An 18,963-nucleotide genomic window follows, 5' to 3' on the forward strand; every position below is an offset into this window, starting at 1 on the left:
ACCTGTCTTAGCTGTATGGCTAAGACGGAGGCGCCGTGGACCAGATTCAATCAGCCCGACAACACTCACCGGGAATCGTCCGGTTTCCATGGTCTGCAGATTTTCCGCATGTTGTCATCCACGCTGCCGAGTCGGCTGTGAAACAACATCCGGAATATTCCGGTGCCAAGTCAGGCGACGTTACCGCTGCTGCCAAACTTGTTTCTGGAACGATCTCTGCCTTGGCAGTGGACCAACTGCGACAACTCTCTACTGGTTTGACGCCAGTTCTCATCAGCATTCATGCCAAAGAGCGCACAGGCATCAACACCTTGCCGCAAATGCTTGCTGAGTTCTTGGGGGACAAGTTGGGGTGGCAGGTCGAGCAGAATGTGGTGCAGGAAAACGTTGTCAACCATACGGGGGCAGACGGATTTTCGCGCCTGGCGCGTCAGGCGCAGTTTTCCGGGAACGTGCAACCTGGAGACTATGTCATGGTGGACGACTTCATTGGCCAGGGTGGCACGCTCGCGAATTTTCGCGGGCACCTGCTCCGCTATGGCGCAAACGTGCTTTGTGCTACTGTGTTAACAGGCAAGCCGCACTCGGCCCGGCTCCAACAAAGTGCAGAAGATTTAATGCGTTTAAGGGAAAAACATGGCGACCTTGAAACCTGGTGGATTGAGCGCTTCGGTTTCGGATTCGATTGCCTCACCGCTTCCGAAACCCGATACCTCGTCAACACCGCAACTTCACAGCGCATTCGTGAGCGAATCGAACACGCAGCCTGAAGGCCTGCTGGCTGAACGATTCGTCGTCACCTTGTCCAGGGAGCCAACGGTCGAGGACACACCGCGCCTGCTCAGCATGGAAGAGATTGAGGCACTTCGCGCCACCAAACATGCAGTCTCCGAATATGCCGCTCGGCTGCGTGCTGAACGAAAACATGCAAACGAATAAGCGCCTATCTTAGCGCCTGCTCCGCTTGCTGTTACTCGTAAAAGTCTTGGTAAAAAATCCGGGATCCTTGTTGGCGACCCAGCCAATAAAAGTGCGGATTTCTTCCTGCTCGCGCAGCGATTCCCAGGTATGAAAGCGCTGCGCCAATTCCTTTTCGGTAAAGGCGCTGTGGATCTTCCTGTGGCAAATCTTGTGAATCGGAAATTGCTCGCGGCCCTTGAATGATTTGGGCACAAGATGATGCCGGTCGATATTTTCCGTCCCCAGTGCGCGCCCGCATAAGGGGCAGAAATGTTCAGTTACCAAATTTTCCGCCATTTCCCCTCTCCGGCAACGAAGCGCCCTTTACAATGCGGCGTGCATTCCTTTAACCCACATTGAGGCTCAACATGAAATTTCAACAGATGTGCGTGCTGGCGGTCGCTGCGCTGGGCGCGCCTGCTTTTGCCGACGATCTCGACAACGTTCGCAACCTGACCCAGGCCGAATTCGCGCGCCTGTCGAAAGACTTTACCGCAGCGGCCAGCTACAAGGCCGTGGCACCGGCCGAGCCGCTTGGCATTACCGGTTTCGACGTGGGCCTGGAAGTGACTTCGACCAAGATGGAACATGGTGACATCTGGAAGAAGGCGGGCGCCGACAGCTCCACCATCTACATTCCCAAGGTCCATGTTCACAAAGGTCTGCCGTTCGGTATCGATGTCGGCGCCAGCCTGTCGGCCATCTCGGGCACCGACGCCAAGCTGGGCGGCGCGGAAATCAAGTATGCCCTCATCGAAGGCAACACCGCACTGCCGGCCGTGGCCGTGCGCGCGGCGGCCACCCGGCTGTTCGGCGTGGACGAGCTTGACCTCACTACCCGCAGCCTGGAGTTGACGGTATCCAAAGGTTTCTTGAACTTTACGCCATACGCGGGCGTGGGCAAGGTATGGGGTACGCTGACGCCTGACTTTGCCAGTCTGACGGAAGAGACGCCAACGGCGACCAAGATGTATGCAGGCCTGAACATGAACCTGGGTCTTGCCAACCTGGCAGCAGAAGTGGACCGCACCGGCGGCAACAAGTCGGTCAGCGTCAAGCTCGGCTTCCGCTTCTAAGCGTGATGCGCGGCGCGGTTGTCGCGCCGCGTGGACAGTGCCTTGCAGCCGGGCCAATAAAGCTTGATCGTGGGTAACTTGGACGGTAAGCTTTGCTTACTAGCCAAACTACGAGGATTTGATGAGCTCACATTGCGACGGTTGCCCGGCCTGCGAACCACTGAAGGCGGAACTGGCCACCAAGGACCAGGAGATCGCCCGCCTGACGTCGCTGATGCGGCACGATACCTTGACCGGCGTGTTGAACCGGCGCAGCCTGGCTGAACTTGTCGGTGAAGAACTGCAGCGATCCTCGCGCACTGGCCAGCCGTTCTGCTTTGCCATCATTGGCGTCGATCACCTGACCGATATCAATTCCCAACTGGGAAGCAGCACGGGTGATTCGGTCCTGCAAACGATTGCCCGCGAATCTTGCCTGCTGTTGCGTACGCTCGACCGTTTTGGCCGCGTGGAAGGCGACACCTTCGGCATCATCCTGCCCGCCACCTGGCTCCATCAAGGCGTGCTGGCCATGAACCGCTTGAATGCCTTCGTTGCTGCCTTCGACTGGAATACCGTCACCCCCAACCGCACCGTCACATTCTCCACCGGGCTGACCACCAATGCCCCGGCCGAAAAAGCCGAAGCCATGATTGCCCGCGCTCAGGAGGCGCTGGCCATGGCCAAGAAAGAAGGCCGTAACAAGGTAGTCACCTTGGAGCAGGAGTTGCCGGCCAGTTTGTTTGCCGCGATGGATGATTAAACCCTGAATGGGCCAAGGATGATTGGCCAAACGGGCGTGCTTGCACGACGTTGAGGGGAGAGAACAAGAGGCTCAATCCCGCTTCACATTCCCCGGTCCTTTCGTCAGGAAGTGCGTCGCCCCCATCCTTGATGGCCCCCAACGGGTGCTCGAGGGTGCAACGCCGGGATACGCATTGCGTTCCACACTTCGGTCAAGCTAGGCCTGCGTGTCATCCAGCATGCCCTGATGGCCCAACGCGCGGCGCAGCAGCGACCATGAGGCGGTCGATGCACTTTCCACCAATTACTGCACCATGACGATCTCGCACTCCTACCTGGCCGCCTCTCATCCGGCAATTGTAATGGTCGTCCCGCCAGGGAATTCATGGATGCCTCCCACCCACGGCGACCAACTTCTGACCGTCGGGCATACGGGGAAGCTGGAGCTGGGAGCTCACTGGTCAACGGCGTCAAAAGTCCTAAAGTGAAAGCACGTCATAACTTTGGCGGCCCAATGGGAGGAGCCACATCATGACTACTACGTCCGAAAAAATGGTGTTGGTGTGGATACTGCAGAAGCGGTGCGTCCACAGGCCGCCTGAATGGTATCTCCCTTAAGCTAACCGTCAGCTAAGTGTGAAGAGCGATGATGGAACTACGGCTGCAGTAAAGCAGTCGTATGGCAACCGCTTCAAGAATTTCGATCCGTCCTTCTGCAACAACCCAAAAGGAATTGAGATGAAATCACTACTGCGAATCACTTTGCTGGCTTCCGCGGCGACCGTATCCAGTCTGAGCATGGCGCACGAAGCCAACATGCAGAGCAAGAAACCCATCGTCAAGACCACGTGCCAGGACTATTTGGCAATGGACGAGGTGCTCAAGCCAAAATTCATTTATTACGTCGTCGGTAATGCGAAGCGCGGCAAGCCTGAAGCCGTATATTTCGACGTGGATTATGTCGAGAGGATTGTCCCCGCGATTGAAAAGTACTGCCGCGTTCATTTGACGGCTTCGGCCTATCAGAGAGTTATTGCCGAGAGCATTGCGTCGGAGCCGGACAATCTCGGCGCTGAGATAGCAAAGCCGAAATAAGTGCGTTGCCGGGGCGGTCGATCCATCCATTTGGATAGCGGCGGCAAGCCCCTGAACCGTTCATGCGCCCGAAGAATAGCGGAGCGTCGTTCCCTTGCTAACCCCGGGCCAGTATGCAGGCCGGTATTGATGACATGGGTTTCCTGGTGCTTTCCATGGTTCGTTGCCACCCATGCGACTGCGCATGAATTCGGATCAAGTAATTGGAATATCAACCAAATTACATGGAGGATTTATGAACATTATCAGCTCGAGCAAAATTATTAGCGCAACCTTGACAGGCCTACTGCTGGCGTCGGCTCCCGTTTACGCATTCGCGGATGGCATGATTCCCGAAGAGAAACGCACGTCGGCGCCCCCCAAACAAGCGAAAACCGCGGCGCCGGGCAAAGCAGTTGCCCCAGTGTTCGTGTACATGATGGTACCGGTCGAGGTGGCTAACAAGGAGGCTGCCAAGTCTGGTTGTTGGGCGCGAATTTATTCTGGAGCCAACTATTCCGGCGACACCATGACACTGACGGGCCCGCTTGCCATCGCCGACATGAGCGGCCCGTATGGTCTTGATTGGGACGATAAGGTTGACAGCGTGGTAGTCGGCCCAAAAGCGACGCTCACTGTGTACGACAACGAGTCCTTCCGCGATCAGGTAGCGGTATTCGGGCCAGGGCGCAGCGTGCCCGACATCAGCAAGCCTTTGGGTTTCTTTGACGAGTTCGCATCAGTCAAACTGACCTGCGCGCGTTGACAAGCGCGTGGCGCCGGCGTCGCCCTTCTGGACTGTACCCTTGGCAATCATATCCCCTCGGGTCTCAGTTGAGGGATCTGGGGCTGTGAACCGCCAGGGGGCTGCCTGAAAGGTCGCTGCTTAGCCTTGGAAAGGAGCTGTCGGGCGCTCAATCAGCTGTCCAGCAGCGCTGTATCGGTATCGGTCTCGGTACAGCGAGCGCCCACATACTAAAGGATAACGGTTATGACATTCCCTCGCTCCAGTTGTCTGGCCATGGCGCTCACCGTGCTCGGCCTTGGTTTCGCGGCACCCGCCTGGTCGCAAATGCACCAACAGCAATCCGGATCGTATACTGTGCGTAGTAGTACCGTCGGGTCGGATACGCTCTCCGAAGCCTCGGCCAGGGTGCATGGCATCGAACGGTCCCCTACCCGTGGCGTTCTGAATGTAACGGTCACGAAAGGCGGGCAGACCGTGCCTGCAACCGTGGCAGTGGTGGCGCGCAACCTGACCGGGCGAACTCGCCCGATCGGGGTCAAGGAGACAAATGCGAATGGCTATGTTTCCTACACCGGCGTATACGACTTCGTTCATGGGGAAGTTCTGGACTTCACCGTCCGCGCCACCCCGTACGACAGCAAGGAAGTCATCGTCCTAACCTTTCGCGACCGCATGTGGGGCCGTGGCGATCTGCCGGAGACAGCCACGCATCGCTAAGCGTTTAGCCCACGACCGGCTTCCCCTGGTGGAGGGACTGGCGAAATCAACGATTTATCGTTGGCCAGTCCGACCGACCTTAATGTTTCAAGTGAAGGTGGTTGGCGCGCCCTGGGTGATCAACCCACCCTTGGCCAGCTTCGGCAAGGCAATGAGACGGGTACCGGCGAGCCTGTCATGCAGGAACTGGCGATCCTTGTCCAGCAATGCCGTCAGCGCCCACGCCAGCACGTTGGCGCCCAGCAGGGCCAGCTTCATCTTCAGGCTCATGGTCACGAAAAAGCCGATCAGGATGGCCGGCAGCACAAAGCCCCATGCCAGCACATAGCGCAGGATCGCGGTCTTCATCGGCACCGTGGCGTAGCCCACCTTGACCAGCTTGATGCGCCAGGTTTTCATGGCCAGCGTGAAACCGCTGCCTGCCCAGGCATGCACAAAATACGCGCCCAGCACGAGGAACAGGGTGATGGCGCCCGCAGCGACCCGAAATTCCGCAGCCAGGCGCAAGGTCGCAAACGTGAACACGGTCATTCCCAGCAAGGCAACGGCGGTCGCCAGGAAAGTATCGTAGAGCATGGAAATCAGACGGCGTTTGATGCTGGGTGTTTCAACAGACGGCTTACTATTTGACATTGTTTACTGGGGCAGGCTTGATCGGTTCAACCGCGTTCGGCTGGGTTTTTGACGGCAGGTTGGTAACCTGTTTTCTGGCGGCAGCCTCGGCGGCCAGGCGGCGCTTTTCTTCTTCCGGCAACTGCTGATACTGTTCCCACTGGACCGATTTGGCGCTCTTGTCGAGCTTTTTGGTGTTGGTGTAGTTCTCGCGTACCACGCGCCGTTCTTCCGGCGTCAAGCGGATCCAGGCGCGCATGCGCTCGTGCACGCGCTGCTGTTCGTCCGGCTTCATGGTGGAAAAGCGGCTGGCGATGTCCAGCCACTTTTGCTTGCGCAAGCCGTCCATGGCGTCCCATTCCTTGTGCAGGGGTTCCAGCGCCACCTGCTGGGTACGATCAAGTTCTTTCCACAGGGGCTTGTCCAGCGTGACGGTGGCAGGCGCTGCCTGCCGCGCGGCTGCGGGAACAGTCGTGGCGGCGATCAAGGTGCCCAGGGCAATGACCAGGAAGGGGAGGCGGAAATTCTTCATCCTTATTGCGTGCGCTTTTTCTGTTGTTCGAGGTAGGCGTTAAAGCCGGTATCGAGGTAGGCGGTCAGGGGCAGTTCGTCGGACAGCACGGCGGCGTCCAGTTCTGCCAGCTCGGCAATACGCTTTTGTTCTTCGTACTGGTAGATGCCGGCCAGGCCCGTCACCAAGGCAATCAGGGGAACGGCCACGGCCATGCGGCCAAACATGGACAACGAAAAGAAGGAACCCAGGTTGCCGGCCAGCCTGCGTTCAGCAATCATGGCGGGCATGTCGGCTTTCTTGCGGGCCAGCGCCGCCTTGCGCGCTGAAGCGAGGCGTTCGCAAGTTGATGGCGGCAAATGATCGGCATGCTCGTTCAAGGCGTGGCGCACCTTGTAAGCGAAGTTGAGGTCGTCGGAGTTCATAGTTTTATTCCCTTGGCTTTCAGCGCTTCGGCCAGTGCATGCGTTGCACGCGAACAGTGGGTTTTCACACTTCCCTGCGAGCAGCCCATTGCTTCGGCCGTTTCAGCCACGTCCATATCTTGCCAGTAACGCATAAGGAAGGCTTCCCGTTGACGTGTCGGCAGCTTTTGTACTTCCGCGTCAATGATGGTGAGCGTTTGCATGCGTTCGACCAGATCGGCGCTTGATTCCGCAGCGGCCGAGCCGTCCTCCGCTTCCAGCGATTCGAGTATATCAAAGTCCTCCTCGCCTCCATCCTTCTTGCCCATGTTGCCAAAGAGGCTGACCCAGGTATTGCGCACTTTTTCGCGCCGGAAGTAGTCAAGGATGGTGTTTTGCAGGATGCGCTGGAACAGCATGGGCAGCTCGGCCGCCGGCTTGTCGCCGTATTTTTCGGCAAGCTTGATCATCGCGTCCTGGACGATGTCCAGGGCAGACTCGTCCTTGCGCACGGCGTACACGGCCTGCTTGAAGGCGCGCCGCTCGACATTCTCAAGGAAATCGGAAAGTTCTTTGTCTGTGGCCATGCGACGCAGGGTAGGGGTGGTGCTGCTCGGAAAACTGACGCATGCTAGCAAAGAACGGGTCTTTTTGCATTGAATTTAGATATAACTTGACCAAAATGGTGCAGCGCGGTAAGGTTAAGACTGCTTTGCCACCCCGAAGCTGTATGGTCACAACGCGACCGGCACATAAGGCCATCCGCTGCGTGACGTGCTTTCATATGTAGGCAGTTTGCTCCAACCCGTGCCACAAGCGCGAGAGGTTCGCAGTATTCGCTACAGAAACTCACGCCAAACGAGTTGCGCTGAGCGCCGGTTCGTAATTGTCCCTACGGGAAGTGAAAGATCGACGTGACCGCAGAAAAAGGGGAGCTTGAGCATTGTAGCCAGTACGCGTTCGTCGTCAGGAAAGAGCATCCGATCACCTCCCAATGGGTTTTGAAAGGAATGTATCATGAACAACGAAACAACAGCTCCCATCACGGGCGCTGAGATTGTAGTGCGTTGTCTGGCAGAAGAAGGCGTCAAACACGTCTTTGGCTATCCGGGCGGAGCCGTCCTCTACATCTACGACGCCATTTTCAATCAGGATAAATTTCAGCACGTACTGGTCCGCCACGAACAGGCCGCCATTCACGCTGCCGATGCCTATTCCCGCAGTTCCAATACCGTCGGTGTTGCCCTCGTGACCTCCGGTCCGGGCGTGACCAATGCCGTCACCGGCCTGTCCACGGCCTACATGGACTCGATTCCGATGGTCGTCATTTCCGGCCAGGTACCCAGCCACGCGATTGGCCAGGATGCCTTCCAGGAATGCGATACCGTGGGCATCACGCGCCCCGTCGTCAAGCACAACTTTCTCGTCAAGGACGTGAAAGACCTGGCCGCGACGATGAAAAAAGCATTCTTTATCGCCAGAACGGGCCGTCCCGGCCCCGTGCTGGTCGATATTCCCAAAGATATCAGCATGCACAAGTGCGTCTACGATTATCCGAAGGAAATCGAGATGCGTTCCTACAAGCCGATCGACAAGGGCCACGCCGGCCAGATCCGCAAGGCGGTGCAATTGCTGCTGCAGGCCGAGCGCCCCATGATCTACACGGGCGGCGGCGTGATCCTGGCCAATGCGTCGCCCGAGCTGAACAAGCTGGTCGACAAGCTGGGCTTCCCGGTCACCAACACCCTCATGGGCCTGGGCGCCTATCGCGCCTCGAGCGACAAGTTCGTGGGCATGCCGGGCATGCACGGCACCTACGAAGCAAACATGGCGATGCAGAATTGCGACGTCCTGATTGCCATCGGCGCCCGCTTTGATGACCGGGTAATCGGCAACCCCAAGCACTTTGCTTCCAACCCGCGCAAGATTATCCACGTGGACATTGATCCGTCATCGATTTCCAAGCGCGTCAAGGTTGACATCCCCATCGTGGGCAATGTCAAGGAAGTGCTCGTGGAAATGCTGTCCCAGCTCGACGCGGCCGACGCCAAGCCCAACCCGGCCAACATCCGCGACTGGTGGAAGCAGATCAATGAATGGCGCGGCCGCGACTGCCTCAAATATGCCGATTCCGACCTTGTCATCAAGCCGCAGTCAGTGGTGGAAAAGGTATGGGACATTACCGGCGGCGATGCCTTTATTACCTCCGACGTGGGCCAGCACCAGATGTGGGCGGCCCAGTACTACAAGTTCGACAAGCCGCGGCGCTGGATCAATTCCGGCGGCCTGGGCACGATGGGCGTGGGCTTGCCCTACGCCATGGGCGTGCAGATGGCCAACCCTGACGCCACGGTGGCCTGCATTACGGGCGAAGGCTCGATCCAGATGTGCATCCAGGAACTGGCTACCTGCAAGCAGTATCACCTGACGCCCAAGATCATCCTGCTCAACAACCGCTTCCTCGGCATGGTGCGCCAGTGGCAGCAGATCGACTACGGTTCGCGCTATTCCGAGTCCTACATGGATTCGCTGCCGGACTTTTCGATGCTGGCCGAATCCTTCGGTCACGTGGGCATGAAGATTGAAAAGCCGGGCGACGTGGACGGCGCCCTGCGCGAAGCATTCGGCATGAAGGACCGCCTGGTGTTCATGAACTTCATCACCGACCAGTCCGAAAATGTCTGGCCGATGGTCAAGGCAGGCAAGGGCCTGTCCGAAATGCTGCTCGGATCGGAGGACCTGTAATGCGCCATATTATTTCTGTCTTGCTTGAAAACGAAGCCGGTGCGCTCTCGCGTGTGGTGGGCCTGTTCTCGGCACGCGGCTACAACATTGAGACGCTGACCGTGGCCCCGACCGAAGACGCCACCTTGTCGCGCATGACCATTGTCACCACGGGTTCGGACGACATCATCGAGCAGATCACCAAGCACCTGAACCGCCTGATCGAGGTGGTGAAAGTGGTGGACCTGACCGAAGGTGCGCACATCGAACGCGAGCTCATGCTGATCAAGGTGCGCGCCGTGGGCAAGGAACGCGAAGAGATGAAGCGTACGGCGGACATCTTCCGCGGGCGCATCATTGACGTGACCGAAAAGACGTACACGGTGGAGCTGACCGGCAACAAGGGCAAGCTTGACGCGTTCATCGATTCGATCGACCGCGCCTCCATCCTGGAAACGGTGCGCACCGGCGGCTCCGGCATTGGACGCGGCGAGCGCATCCTCAAAGTATAAATAATCTATTTTTGCGCCAAAAAGCGCATAAACAATCTAAAAATTACAGGAAAATAACATGAACGTTTTTTACGACAAAGACTGCGACCTCTCCCTCGTTAAAGGCAAGAACGTTGCCATCATCGGCTACGGTTCCCAGGGCCACGCCCACGCGCAAAACCTGAACGATTCGGGCGTCAACGTGACCGTCGGCCTGCGCAAGGGCGGCGCCTCGTGGAACAAGGTAGAGCAGGCTGGCCTGAAAGTGGCGGAAGTTGACGAGGCCATCAAGGCCGCCGACATCATCATGATCTTGCTGCCGGACGAGAACATCGCCCAGGTCTACAACGAGAACGTGGCCCCCCACGCCAAGCAGGGCGCGGTACTGGCCTTTGCCCACGGCTTTAACGTCCATTACGGCCAGGTGGTCCCGCGCGCCGACCTCGACGTGATCATGATCGCGCCCAAGGCCCCGGGCCACACCGTGCGCGGCACTTACGCGGCCGGCGGCGGCGTGCCGCACCTGATCGCCGTCTACCAGGACAAGTCCGGCGCGGCCCGCGACATCGCCCTGTCGTACGCCATGGCCAACGGCGGTGGCCGCGCCGGCATCATCGAGACGAACTTCCGCGAAGAAACCGAGACCGACCTGTTCGGCGAGCAGGCCGTGCTGTGCGGCGGCGCCGTGGAACTGATCAAGGCCGGTTTCGAGACCCTGACCGAAGCGGGCTACGCGCCGGAAATGGCGTACTTTGAATGCCTGCATGAACTTAAGCTCATCGTCGACCTGATCTACGAAGGCGGCATCGCCAACATGAACTACTCGATCTCGAACAATGCCGAGTATGGCGAGTACGTGACGGGCCCGAAAGTGGTGACCTCCGCCACCAAGGACGCCATGCGCCAGTGCCTCAAGGACATCCAGACCGGCGAATACGCCAAGAGCTTTATCCTGGAAAACAAGGCCGGCGCACCGACCCTGATTTCGCGCCGCCGCCTCACGGCCGAGCATCCGATCGAAGAAGTGGGCGCCAAGCTGCGCGCCATGATGCCGTGGATCGCCAAGAACAAGCTGGTCGACCAGTCGAAGAACTAAGCAGTCCCTGTGCTGTCACCGTCCCTGGCCCGCTTTTCGGCGGGGCAGGGCGGTTCCCGACGGCTAAATTTGCAACTTTTCATGTCAATTAAGCGGCCGAGCCGCAATTCCGGGTAACCTTGGTTCATTGCCAACCATCCGGAGAACCAGAATGTCGCCTAAAAAAGTCGCCCTTATTGCCAGCATGCTGCTTGCCACCACCCAGGTGCAGGCACAGACGCCGTCCGGCACCCTCGTCATTGTGCCCGCCTTTGGCGAAGTCACCCAGGCCAACGACCAGGCCGTTGCGACCTTCATGATCGAGGAGCAGGACAAGGACAAGACCGCGGCCGCCTCGCGCGTGAACCAGAAAATGAAGCAGGGCACCGAGATCGTGCGCCGCGAGGATCCCCAGGCTAAGCTCAAGACCATGGGTTACTACACCTATCCCGTGTATCCGGAAGACCAGCCGCTGCCCCATGGCGTGCCCGCCAACCAGAAGCGCGTGGCTACGGGATGGCGCGTGGGCCAGTACCTGGAAGTGAAAACCACGAATATCGGCAACCTGCCCAAGATGACCGCGGCCGTGCAGAAAGTGCTGGGCTTGAACGGCATCCAGTTTGGCCTGTCCGATGCGGCCACCAGGCAGCTGGACGACAAGCGTATTGCCGCCACTTACCAGAATCTGAACGAGCGCATCGCATCGATTGCCCGCGCCATGGGCCGCAAGCCCGGTGAAGGCTTGATCGAAACCGTGGACTTTGAAGGCAGCGGCAATTATGCCGGCGGCGGCGCCAACGAAGACCGTCCGCAAATGATGGCTGCCATGCGCGGTGCCCCGCAGCAGGAACAGCAAGTGGCCGAACCGAGTTTCGAGCCCGGTGAAACGACCTTGCAGATGCGTGTGGTCGGCAAGGTCCGCTTCAAATAAAAATGATTAAGGGAAAGGTAGAGCTCAAGTAATAGTATCCATTCGCTATCGTCCGGTGCGCCCTCTATAATGGGGGCACATGCAAGCGGCCAGCCCAACCGAAGCGACACCATTACTTGAAACGGATATCTATGCCTACCTTTCCACGACGCAGGAAGCCCGGCCAGCCCAAGCCGAAGACCGGCAAGTTCGCGCGTTTTCGCAGCATTGGGCGGCGCAAGTTCGACGCCGAAGGCAATCCCATCCGCCCGCGCGGCATTTACCTGCTGCCCAACGCGTTCACCACGGCGGCCCTGTTCTGCGGCTTCTACGCCATTGTGCAGGCCATGAACCAGCGCTTTGAATACGCCGCCTGGGCCATTTTTGTCGCCATGATCCTCGATGGCCTCGATGGCCGCGTGGCGCGCCTGACCAACACCCAGTCCGAATTCGGCGCCCAGTACGACAGCCTGTCCGACATGGTCAGCTTCGGCGCCGCGCCGGCCCTCGTGATCTACGAATGGTCCCTGCGCTATCTGCCCGGCAAGTGGGGCTGGATCGCCGCCTTTGTGTACTGCTCCGGCGCCGCACTGCGCCTGGCGCGCTTCAATACCAATATCGAAGTGGTCGACAAGCGCTTCTTCCAGGGCCTTCCCAGCCCGGCGGCAGCGGCCATGGTCGCGGGCCTGATCCTGTTCATCATGGACCTGGGCGCCAGTCCGCGCGAACTGGGCTGGGTTGCCTTTGGCATCACCCTGTTCGCCGGCCTGACCATGGTCACCAACGTACCGTTTTACAGCTTCAAGGACGTCAACTTCCGCAAGTCCGTCCCCTTCATCGTGGTCTTTCTCATCGTGCTGGCGCTGGCGCTGGTATCGATCGACCCGCCCAAGGTGCTGACCTCGATTTTTGTGTTGTATGCCCTGTCCGGTTACGCGGTGTATTTCTGGCGCCTTGCAAAAGGCAGGCCGGTATCGATCGTGCAGACCGACGAGCACCCACTCGACCCGAGCGAGCGCCGCTGACCGACTGCGATGTCGTCTGGCGGTGCCTGCGTTTATTTAGCTTGATCTAGCTACTGGAGCCTGGAGCCGCCATGACGAATTCGAACCGTCTCATCATTTTCGACACCACCCTGCGTGACGGCGAGCAGTCGCCGGGCGCCTCGATGACCCGCGACGAGAAGGTCCGCATCGCGCGTCAGCTCGAACGCATGCGGGTCGACGTGATCGAGGCCGGGTTTGCCGCCGCCTCGCCGGGCGACTACGAAGCCATCCGCGCCATCGCCTCGGCCATCAAGGAGTCCACCGTCTGCTCGCTCTCGCGCGCCAATGACCGTGACATCGAGCGTGCGGCCGAAGCGCTGGCGCCGGCGCCGCGCAAGCGCATCCACACCTTCATCGCCACCTCGCCGCTGCACATGAAAATGAAGCTGCGCATGGAGCCCGAGCAGGTGCTGGAGCAGGCCATGGCGGCAATTCGCTGCGCGCGCCGCTTCACCGACGATATCGAATTCAGCCCGGAAGACGGGAGCCGCTCCGACGAAGACTTCCTGTGCCGCGTGCTCGAAGCGGTGATTGCCGAAGGCGCCACCACCATCAACTTCCCCGACACCGTCGGCTACGCCGTGCCCGAAGTATTTGGCGCCACCATCGCGCGCCTGCGCTCGCGCATCCCCAACTCCGACAAGGCCATCTGGTCGGTTCACTGCCACAACGATCTGGGACTGGCGGTGGCCAATTCGCTGGCCGGCGTGACCATTGGCGGCGCGCGCCAGATTGAATGCACCATCAATGGTCTGGGAGAGCGCGCCGGCAATACCGCGCTGGAAGAAGTGGTGATGGCCCTGCGCACCCGCAGCGACCACTTTGGCCTGCAGCTTGGCATCGACACCACCCAGATCGTGGCCGCTTCCAAGATGGTGTCGCAGATTACCGGCTTTGCGGTGCAGCCCAACAAGGCCGTTGTCGGCGCCAATGCGTTTGCGCACGCCTCCGGCATCCACCAGGACGGTATCCTCAAGGCGCGCGAAACGTACGAGATCATGCGCGCCGAAGACGTGGGCTGGGCCGCCAACAAGATCGTGCTGGGCAAACTGTCGGGCCGCAACGCCTTCAAGGGGCGCCTGCAGGAACTGGGCATCGAGCTCGAATCCGAAGCCGAAGTCAATGCCGCCTTTGCCCGCTTCAAGGAGCTGGCCGACCGCAAGAGCGAAATTTTTGATGAAGACATCATGGCCCTGGTCTCGGCCGAAGATCACGCGCACGAGGGCGAATACTACCGCTTCGTGTCGCTGTCGCAAAAATCCGAGACCGGCGAGATCCCCACGGCCAAGGTGGTGTTTGCCATCGACGGCAAGGAGTACACCTGCGACGGCGAAGGTGATGGCCCGGTCGACGCCACCGTCAACGCCATCGAAAAGGAAGCGGCCAGCGGCGCCGAGCTGGTGCTGTTCTCGGTCAACGCCATCAGCAACGGCACCGAGTCCCAGGGCGAAGTGACCATGCGCCTGTCGCGCTCGGGGCGCATCGTCAATGGCGTCGGTTCCGATCCGGACATCATCGTCGCGTCGGCCAAGGCTTATCTGTCAGGTTTGAACAAGCTCCATTCGAAGATCGAGCGGGTCAATCCGCAGCAGTAATCGCGCCCGCGCATTGCCAGGGCGCGCCTTTACTGATTAAATCGACGTTTTCGTTTTTTGGACACCTTGTGACATCAATCGAGACGATCAGGCGCGCCGTGCTGCGCGTGGCGCCGCGCGCCGCTGCGCTACTTCTGGTGCTGCCGGTGCTGGCCGCCCTCCTCACCGGCAACACGCTGCAGCGGCAGGATGCCGCGTTCAAGGCGGCGATGCAGGGCCAGGATGGCCAGTCCGTCGAAAGCCGCGCGGCCGCGCTGCAGGCATTTGGCGCCACGCCACCGGCCAGCGTGTGCACCACCAGCGGCGACAAGACGCTTGACGCCTTCCGCGCCACCTATTGCCAGCGCTGGTCGGCGCAGTGGCAGCTGGTCATGGCACACAAGGTGGCGCTCGGCATCGCTTATGCGGGGCTGGCCCTGCTGCTGGCAATGGCAGCCGTTTCCCTGTACGTCGCGCGGGCGCGCAATGGCCGCCATGCCGGCGTGGTGACTGCCTTGCGCCTGGCCGCGGGCGGTACGGCGTGCCTGCTGACCATGCAGGCAGCGCTGCTGGCATGGCTGGCGGGGATGGTGCCGGCGCGCCTGTGGCAATTGCCGGCCGCGCCGTTTTCCATCGTGATTGCTGTGGCCTCGATCGTGACGCTCGCCGTGGCGCTGCAGCGCACGCGCCGCGCCGTGGCGCCACCCCTTGCCCTGCATGGCGAGGTGCTCATGCCTGATGATGCGCCAGCCTTGTGGAACCGCATGAAAGACGTGGCAGGGCGGGTTGGCACGGCGCCGCCACGCCAGCTCATTCTCGGCACCACCAGCCAGTTTTTCGCGACCGACGTGCGCCTGGTCGTCAATGGCAAACCCGTGCTGGGCCGGACACTGTTCGCCAGCCTGCCACTGCTCATGCAGCTCGACGCCGACGAGGCGGACGCGCTGTTGGCGCACGAGCTGGCGCAGCTCAAGGACAGCGATGCGGCCATCTGGCCCACGCTGCAGGTGGCCGACCGCTGGCTGGGGGCCGCGTCGCCGTTCACGACGGTGCTGGCGGCGCCGGTCGCCCTGCAGCGCCTGCTGCTTGACCTTGCCCTGCACCGTGTGCAGCGCGAACGCAGCCTGGGTGCCGATGTCGCCGCCGCGCGTGTCACCTCGCCCACGGCCATGGCACAGGCCCTGGTCAAGGCTGCGGGATACAGCGCCTACCGTGCTGGCGCGCCCCACGGGGAGGCGCAGGAGCTGGCCGCAGGGTTGCCCGCGTTTGCCAATGCGGACGATTTTCCGGCCGTGGTGGCGAAAGCTGCTCCGGCTCATCTGTTTAATACCTATCCACCGCTGGCCGAGCGCATCGCCAGCATGGGCGCCTCGCTCACCGCGGCCGGGTACAGCCATGCGATGCTCGCGCGTGGCGCCGGCTGGTGCGATGACATTCCCAATCTGTCCCGGGTCGAGCAGCGCACCTGGGGCCGCGCGCAGGCGGCCTAAGGCTGGACGGTGGGCGCTTGCTCGTCCGGGTCGCACGTGGTGGGGATGGTCGTCGCGCTGCGCTTGAAGACATCATTGCCGCCCATATGGCGGTTGGGCGCGTAAGTCAGGCAGTAGGTGCGGTTGGCCGTGATGACGCGATAGCGCCTGTTTCCCCATCCACCCGGGTCGATGATTTCCTTGATCTTGGGTGCTTCATACCATCGTGGCGGCGCCAGCTCGGCAGCTTCCTCCACGCCTTTGACAAAGCGCTTGTGCGCCGTCATCACCGGCGCGCGTACCAGGCCTTTGGGAATCTGGCCGCGCATATCGCGCTCAATCGCCCCGATGTCGGCGCGGGCCCGCTCCAGCATCTCTCCCGCGCCGGGCGCCTCAAGGGAAGGGGTAAGCGCCGCCGGCGCGGGGGGGATTGACTCGCCCTTCCCGGGCGCGGGCGGCCTTGGCGTCAGCGGCGCAGGTTTGACAGCCCGTGCCGGCGCACGGGGCGCCGCCGGCTGCGCGATGGCCGATGGCGGCGCAGGCGCGGGTTTCTCCTGCACGAACATGAAGACCATGCGCCGTCCCTCGGCAATCTGCTCAGGTTGGGGGCGGCTGAAGAACAGGGCGCCCAGCAGCACGGCATGCATGCCGAGCATGAGCGCAATGGCGCTGTGGCGCTGGTGCCTGTCAGTGGGGGCGAGGGGGAAAGCCATCGCCGGACTATAGGCCAGCGTGTTGTTTTTACCACCCGACAAATAGAAAGTAGCGCCAGGCAAGCCTGGACGGCCCGCGTGACGCTCTTTACGCCAGGCGCTTAGCCGGCCTTGGGCTTGTCTGCTGCGGCGCTGCTGCAGGCCGCGCTCTTGTTCATGCGCGACTCTTCGTCGGCGCCGCGTCCGAGCGAGAGGCCAAAGCCAAAGCGCGTCATGCCGCTGGGGAAAAAGCGGCCTTCGCCGGCCTTGGCCATGTCCATGTCGGAGTTGCCGGCACCGAATTTTGCGTACCTGGCCTTGAGCTGGTTGCTGATTTCCGCACGTGACTCGTTGCTCACGGCCGATGGGAATTCGCGCACGATGGTCGTCACCGTCCAGGCCTGCCTGGACGGGTCGGCCAGGCTCGGCATGAGGCTGATGCCGACGCGGGTGGGCGTGCTGCCGCCGGCGCCGTAGGTGCCGATCAATTCGTTGGAGTGGCAGGCGGCGGCCACTTTGGCCAGGCCGGGGAGGGCGGCGGCGTCGAACTGGTTGGCATGCAAATAGGGCGCCACTTCCGCTCCGGCGCCCGGGTAAGACGACTTGATGACGCGCAGCTTGTCCTCCGACAGCTTCATGCTGCCGGTCGCCTCGGCCTTGTTGTTGATCTTGAAGGCATTGTGGGCAGGTGCCCACTGGATCTTCGACAGTTCTGCAATGCCGTCGCCAAGGCACAGCTCGGTCACGCACGGCAGGCCGCGTTTTTCAAGCTCCTGGCCGCTGGCGGTCGTTTGCAGGAAGAGTAACGGTAGTGCAAGGGCGAGTACTTTGATGGACATGGCAGCTTTCAGGAACGTTGAATGGACGCCGCCGGGGCGCGTCGGCGCGTGTGAATACACATTGATTTAACGTTGTTTGTTGACGCATGTCAACATTTTGAACGGCGGAAGACGTCGCGCGGCAAGGACTGTGGCGCCATCCGTACAAAGCGTTTTTGTTCACATAACGGTAGTGAAAACTTTGCCAAGGCACTTGTGAAAACGCTACCGGGCGAAGGGCGAGGTTCAATCGCGAAAGAAACGCTTTTCTTCGAACATGGGATCGGGCCCGTTCTGCATCATGCGCAGCGTACCACCGCGGTCGAAATGCAGGTGCATCATGGAATTCCACACGCCGCTTTCCTTGTAGCGGTAAGACCAGACTTCCAGGTCCGGCAGGCGCAGCCAGGAGCGTTCGGCCGGGCGGCCGATGGCATGCAGCACGTCGTCCCGCCTTGCCACGCCAATCTGCAAGGTCGCAAATTTTTCTCCTGTTAATACCTGTTCAAACAGCGCCAGCCTGCCGTCCGGCCCCAGCCGGGCCATCCAGGTGAACTGGCCGAAAGGACTGGTGGCGTATTCGAGCACCCGGCCCCGGGCAGACTGGTAGACGGCCGTCGGCTGGCCGAACTTGGCGCGGATGAGCTCGACCGTATCGCCCGGCACCGGCGCCTCGCGCAGCATGCCCGCGCAGCCGGACAGTGCCAGCCCAGCCGCAACCATAGTCGTGAGCAATACTTTTCGCATAAAAACCACCTTTCGCACCATGAATGCCCCATGATGCCCGAGCAAAATGCATTGCGCACTGGCCGCACACGGGGATTTGCACTATACTTGCGGGTCTGGCCATTTTGGCCGGGCTATTAATCGAAGTTCACGGTGCGCAGGGTTGCGACTCTTGCACCGCATGTGAAAGGTAATATCATGACCGTAGAAAACATCAACAAAGCCGCCATCATCGCGGACAATGCCCGTGCTCAAAACGACACCGGCTCCCCGGAAGTCCAGGTCGCTCTGCTGACCGCACGCATCAACGAACTGAACGGCCACTTCAAGGCTCACCAGAAGGATCACCACTCGCGCCGCGGCCTGATCATGATGGTCAACCGTCGTAAGAGCCTGCTGTCCTACCTGAAGAGCAAGGACGCAACCCGTTACCGCGATCTGATCGCCAAACTGGGCCTGCGTAAGTAATTTTTGCGGTCTTAAGGTTTATTGAAAGTGCCTGCGCAGCTTGCTGTGCGGGCATTTTGCATTTGTAAGTCGAAATTATGTAGGAAAGGCAAGAAGTGTTGCCTGTGGTGAGGTGAACGACAGCCCCTGAAAATCTGTCGGCAAA

At 60.4% G+C, this 18,963-nt stretch carries 23 protein-coding genes; 15 read left to right on the forward strand and 8 right to left on the reverse strand.

Annotation, left to right across the window (positions count from 1 at the left end):
* Nucleotides 1–35 precede the first annotated feature (35 nt).
* Together KY495_RS16555 and KY495_RS16560 are read left to right on the forward strand one after the other, a co-directional pair.
* Nucleotides 36–770 (forward strand): phosphoribosyltransferase, encoded by a 735-nt coding sequence (locus KY495_RS16555; RefSeq protein WP_229518334.1) that lies wholly within the window; start codon nucleotides 36–38, stop codon nucleotides 768–770.
* Nucleotides 745–939, forward strand: a complete 195-nt coding sequence (locus KY495_RS16560) for a hypothetical protein (RefSeq protein ID WP_219880477.1) — start codon at nucleotides 745–747, stop codon at nucleotides 937–939. The genes KY495_RS16555 and KY495_RS16560 overlap by 26 nt, the downstream gene beginning before the upstream one ends.
* A 9-nt stretch (nucleotides 940–948) precedes the next feature.
* Here the strand turns inward: KY495_RS16560 and KY495_RS16565 are convergent, their stop codons facing one another.
* Nucleotides 949–1,173, reverse strand: coding sequence for a hypothetical protein (locus KY495_RS16565; RefSeq protein WP_229518335.1), 225 nt, complete (start codon nucleotides 1,171–1,173; stop codon nucleotides 949–951).
* 155 nt (nucleotides 1,174–1,328) lie between these two features.
* Here KY495_RS16565 and KY495_RS16570 point away from each other — a divergent pair, with 155 nt between their 5' ends.
* The 5 genes from KY495_RS16570 (at nucleotide 1,329) to KY495_RS16590 (ending at nucleotide 5,298) form a co-directional block, all read left to right on the forward strand.
* The gene (locus KY495_RS16570; protein WP_219880478.1) at nucleotides 1,329–2,036 is read left to right on the forward strand and encodes a hypothetical protein; all 708 of its coding nucleotides are present in this window, start codon (nucleotides 1,329–1,331) and stop codon (nucleotides 2,034–2,036) included.
* A gap of 121 nt (nucleotides 2,037–2,157) precedes the next feature.
* Nucleotides 2,158–2,778, forward strand: coding sequence for a GGDEF domain-containing protein (locus KY495_RS16575; RefSeq protein WP_219880479.1), 621 nt, complete (start codon nucleotides 2,158–2,160; stop codon nucleotides 2,776–2,778).
* A gap of 719 nt (nucleotides 2,779–3,497) precedes the next feature.
* Nucleotides 3,498–3,854 (forward strand): HdeA family protein, encoded by a 357-nt coding sequence (locus KY495_RS16580; RefSeq protein ID WP_219880480.1) that lies wholly within the window; start codon nucleotides 3,498–3,500, stop codon nucleotides 3,852–3,854.
* A gap of 235 nt (nucleotides 3,855–4,089) precedes the next feature.
* Nucleotides 4,090–4,599, forward strand: coding sequence for a beta/gamma crystallin domain-containing protein (locus tag KY495_RS16585; RefSeq protein WP_219880481.1), 510 nt, complete (start codon nucleotides 4,090–4,092; stop codon nucleotides 4,597–4,599).
* A 225-nt stretch (nucleotides 4,600–4,824) separates the two neighbouring features.
* On the forward strand, nucleotides 4,825–5,298 hold the full coding sequence (locus KY495_RS16590; protein ID WP_219880482.1) for a DUF4426 domain-containing protein: 474 nt from the start codon (nucleotides 4,825–4,827) through the stop codon (nucleotides 5,296–5,298).
* 87 nt (nucleotides 5,299–5,385) lie between these two features.
* On the opposite strand, the gene KY495_RS16595 is transcribed toward KY495_RS16590, so the two are convergent.
* Genes KY495_RS16595 through KY495_RS16610 form a run of 4 tightly spaced genes read right to left on the reverse strand, consistent with a single transcriptional unit; the run spans nucleotide 5,386 to nucleotide 7,412 of the window.
* Entirely contained in the window at nucleotides 5,386–5,931 is a 546-nt protein-coding gene (locus KY495_RS16595; protein ID WP_219880483.1) for an RDD family protein, read from the reverse strand.
* Nucleotides 5,921–6,442 carry a DUF3106 domain-containing protein gene (locus KY495_RS16600; RefSeq protein ID WP_219880484.1) on the reverse strand — a complete coding sequence of 174 codons (522 nt, stop codon included), beginning with the start codon at nucleotides 6,440–6,442 and terminating at the stop codon, nucleotides 5,921–5,923. The genes KY495_RS16595 and KY495_RS16600 overlap by 11 nt, the downstream gene beginning before the upstream one ends.
* A 2-nt stretch (nucleotides 6,443–6,444) precedes the next feature.
* Complete coding sequence (locus tag KY495_RS16605) at nucleotides 6,445–6,846, reverse strand: DUF3619 family protein (protein ID WP_219880485.1); 402 nt, start codon at nucleotides 6,844–6,846, stop codon at nucleotides 6,445–6,447.
* Nucleotides 6,843–7,412: an RNA polymerase sigma factor gene (locus tag KY495_RS16610; protein WP_219880486.1), complete on the reverse strand. Its 570-nt coding sequence runs from the start codon at nucleotides 7,410–7,412 to the stop codon at nucleotides 6,843–6,845. Before KY495_RS16610 ends, KY495_RS16605 begins: the two co-directional genes overlap by 4 nt.
* 430 nt (nucleotides 7,413–7,842) lie before the next feature.
* Here KY495_RS16610 and KY495_RS16615 point away from each other — a divergent pair, with 430 nt between their 5' ends.
* The 7 genes from KY495_RS16615 to KY495_RS16645 all read left to right on the forward strand — a co-directional run bounded on the left by KY495_RS16615 (nucleotide 7,843) and on the right by KY495_RS16645 (nucleotide 16,135).
* The gene (locus KY495_RS16615; protein WP_219880487.1) at nucleotides 7,843–9,570 is read left to right on the forward strand and encodes an acetolactate synthase 3 catalytic subunit; all 1,728 of its coding nucleotides are present in this window, start codon (nucleotides 7,843–7,845) and stop codon (nucleotides 9,568–9,570) included.
* Nucleotides 9,570–10,061, forward strand: a complete 492-nt coding sequence (ilvN, locus tag KY495_RS16620; protein WP_219880488.1) for an acetolactate synthase small subunit — start codon at nucleotides 9,570–9,572, stop codon at nucleotides 10,059–10,061. Before KY495_RS16615 ends, ilvN begins: the two co-directional genes overlap by 1 nt.
* A gap of 58 nt (nucleotides 10,062–10,119) precedes the next feature.
* Entirely contained in the window at nucleotides 10,120–11,136 is a 1,017-nt protein-coding gene (gene ilvC / locus KY495_RS16625) for a ketol-acid reductoisomerase (protein ID WP_219880489.1), read from the forward strand.
* Nucleotides 11,137–11,287: 151 nt separating this feature from the next.
* Nucleotides 11,288–12,046: an SIMPL domain-containing protein gene (locus KY495_RS16630; RefSeq protein ID WP_219880490.1), complete on the forward strand. Its 759-nt coding sequence runs from the start codon at nucleotides 11,288–11,290 to the stop codon at nucleotides 12,044–12,046.
* A 131-nt stretch (nucleotides 12,047–12,177) separates the two neighbouring features.
* On the forward strand, nucleotides 12,178–13,050 hold the full coding sequence (gene pssA / locus KY495_RS16635; protein WP_219880491.1) for a CDP-diacylglycerol--serine O-phosphatidyltransferase: 873 nt from the start codon (nucleotides 12,178–12,180) through the stop codon (nucleotides 13,048–13,050).
* A gap of 71 nt (nucleotides 13,051–13,121) precedes the next feature.
* Nucleotides 13,122–14,666: a 2-isopropylmalate synthase gene (locus KY495_RS16640; protein WP_219880492.1), complete on the forward strand. Its 1,545-nt coding sequence runs from the start codon at nucleotides 13,122–13,124 to the stop codon at nucleotides 14,664–14,666.
* A 68-nt stretch (nucleotides 14,667–14,734) separates the two neighbouring features.
* Nucleotides 14,735–16,135, forward strand: coding sequence for a M48 family metalloprotease (locus KY495_RS16645; RefSeq protein WP_219880493.1), 1,401 nt, complete (start codon nucleotides 14,735–14,737; stop codon nucleotides 16,133–16,135).
* Here the strand turns inward: KY495_RS16645 and KY495_RS16650 are convergent.
* From KY495_RS16650 to KY495_RS16660, 3 genes are all read right to left on the reverse strand, one after another.
* Entirely contained in the window at nucleotides 16,132–16,827 is a 696-nt protein-coding gene (locus tag KY495_RS16650; RefSeq protein ID WP_219880494.1) for a hypothetical protein, read from the reverse strand. The two genes, KY495_RS16645 and KY495_RS16650, sit on opposite strands and share 4 nt — an antisense overlap.
* Nucleotides 16,828–16,928: 101 nt before the next feature.
* Complete coding sequence (locus KY495_RS16655) at nucleotides 16,929–17,645, reverse strand: hypothetical protein (protein ID WP_219880495.1); 717 nt, start codon at nucleotides 17,643–17,645, stop codon at nucleotides 16,929–16,931.
* Between the two features lie 225 nt (nucleotides 17,646–17,870).
* Nucleotides 17,871–18,371 carry a hypothetical protein gene (locus KY495_RS16660; protein ID WP_219880496.1) on the reverse strand — a complete coding sequence of 167 codons (501 nt, stop codon included), beginning with the start codon at nucleotides 18,369–18,371 and terminating at the stop codon, nucleotides 17,871–17,873.
* A 177-nt stretch (nucleotides 18,372–18,548) separates the two neighbouring features.
* On the opposite strand from KY495_RS16660, the gene rpsO reads away from it, so the two are divergent.
* Nucleotides 18,549–18,818 carry a 30S ribosomal protein S15 gene (gene rpsO, locus KY495_RS16665; RefSeq protein ID WP_073214802.1) on the forward strand — a complete coding sequence of 90 codons (270 nt, stop codon included), beginning with the start codon at nucleotides 18,549–18,551 and terminating at the stop codon, nucleotides 18,816–18,818.
* Nucleotides 18,819–18,963 lie beyond the last annotated feature (145 nt).

It is taken from the genome of Massilia sp. PAMC28688, assembly GCF_019443445.1.
Taxonomy (GTDB): Bacteria; Pseudomonadota; Gammaproteobacteria; order Burkholderiales; family Burkholderiaceae_D; genus Telluria_A.

Bases quoted from the DNA above. Each gene is read 5' to 3' on its own strand.
- KY495_RS16570 (WP_219880478.1), top strand. From the start codon at position 1,329: ATGAAATTTCAACAGATGTGCGTGCTGGCGGTCGCTGCGCTGGGCGCG.
- KY495_RS16575 (WP_219880479.1), top strand. From the start codon at position 2,158: ATGAGCTCACATTGCGACGGTTGCCCGGCCTGCGAACCACTGAAGGCG.
- KY495_RS16580 (WP_219880480.1), top strand. From the start codon at position 3,498: ATGAAATCACTACTGCGAATCACTTTGCTGGCTTCCGCGGCGACCGTA.
- KY495_RS16585 (WP_219880481.1), top strand. From the start codon at position 4,090: ATGAACATTATCAGCTCGAGCAAAATTATTAGCGCAACCTTGACAGGC.
- KY495_RS16590 (WP_219880482.1), top strand. From the start codon at position 4,825: ATGACATTCCCTCGCTCCAGTTGTCTGGCCATGGCGCTCACCGTGCTC.
- KY495_RS16595 (WP_219880483.1), bottom strand. From the start codon at position 5,931: ATGTCAAATAGTAAGCCGTCTGTTGAAACACCCAGCATCAAACGCCGT.
- KY495_RS16600 (WP_219880484.1), bottom strand. From the start codon at position 6,442: ATGAAGAATTTCCGCCTCCCCTTCCTGGTCATTGCCCTGGGCACCTTG.
- KY495_RS16605 (WP_219880485.1), bottom strand. From the start codon at position 6,846: ATGAACTCCGACGACCTCAACTTCGCTTACAAGGTGCGCCACGCCTTG.
- KY495_RS16610 (WP_219880486.1), bottom strand. From the start codon at position 7,412: ATGGCCACAGACAAAGAACTTTCCGATTTCCTTGAGAATGTCGAGCGG.
- KY495_RS16615 (WP_219880487.1), top strand. From the start codon at position 7,843: ATGAACAACGAAACAACAGCTCCCATCACGGGCGCTGAGATTGTAGTG.
- ilvN (WP_219880488.1), top strand. From the start codon at position 9,570: ATGCGCCATATTATTTCTGTCTTGCTTGAAAACGAAGCCGGTGCGCTC.
- ilvC (WP_219880489.1), top strand. From the start codon at position 10,120: ATGAACGTTTTTTACGACAAAGACTGCGACCTCTCCCTCGTTAAAGGC.
- KY495_RS16630 (WP_219880490.1), top strand. From the start codon at position 11,288: ATGTCGCCTAAAAAAGTCGCCCTTATTGCCAGCATGCTGCTTGCCACC.
- pssA (WP_219880491.1), top strand. From the start codon at position 12,178: ATGCCTACCTTTCCACGACGCAGGAAGCCCGGCCAGCCCAAGCCGAAG.
- KY495_RS16640 (WP_219880492.1), top strand. From the start codon at position 13,122: ATGACGAATTCGAACCGTCTCATCATTTTCGACACCACCCTGCGTGAC.
- KY495_RS16650 (WP_219880494.1), bottom strand. From the start codon at position 16,827: ATGGCTTTCCCCCTCGCCCCCACTGACAGGCACCAGCGCCACAGCGCC.
- KY495_RS16655 (WP_219880495.1), bottom strand. From the start codon at position 17,645: ATGTCCATCAAAGTACTCGCCCTTGCACTACCGTTACTCTTCCTGCAA.
- KY495_RS16660 (WP_219880496.1), bottom strand. From the start codon at position 18,371: ATGCGAAAAGTATTGCTCACGACTATGGTTGCGGCTGGGCTGGCACTG.
- rpsO (WP_073214802.1), top strand. From the start codon at position 18,549: ATGACCGTAGAAAACATCAACAAAGCCGCCATCATCGCGGACAATGCC.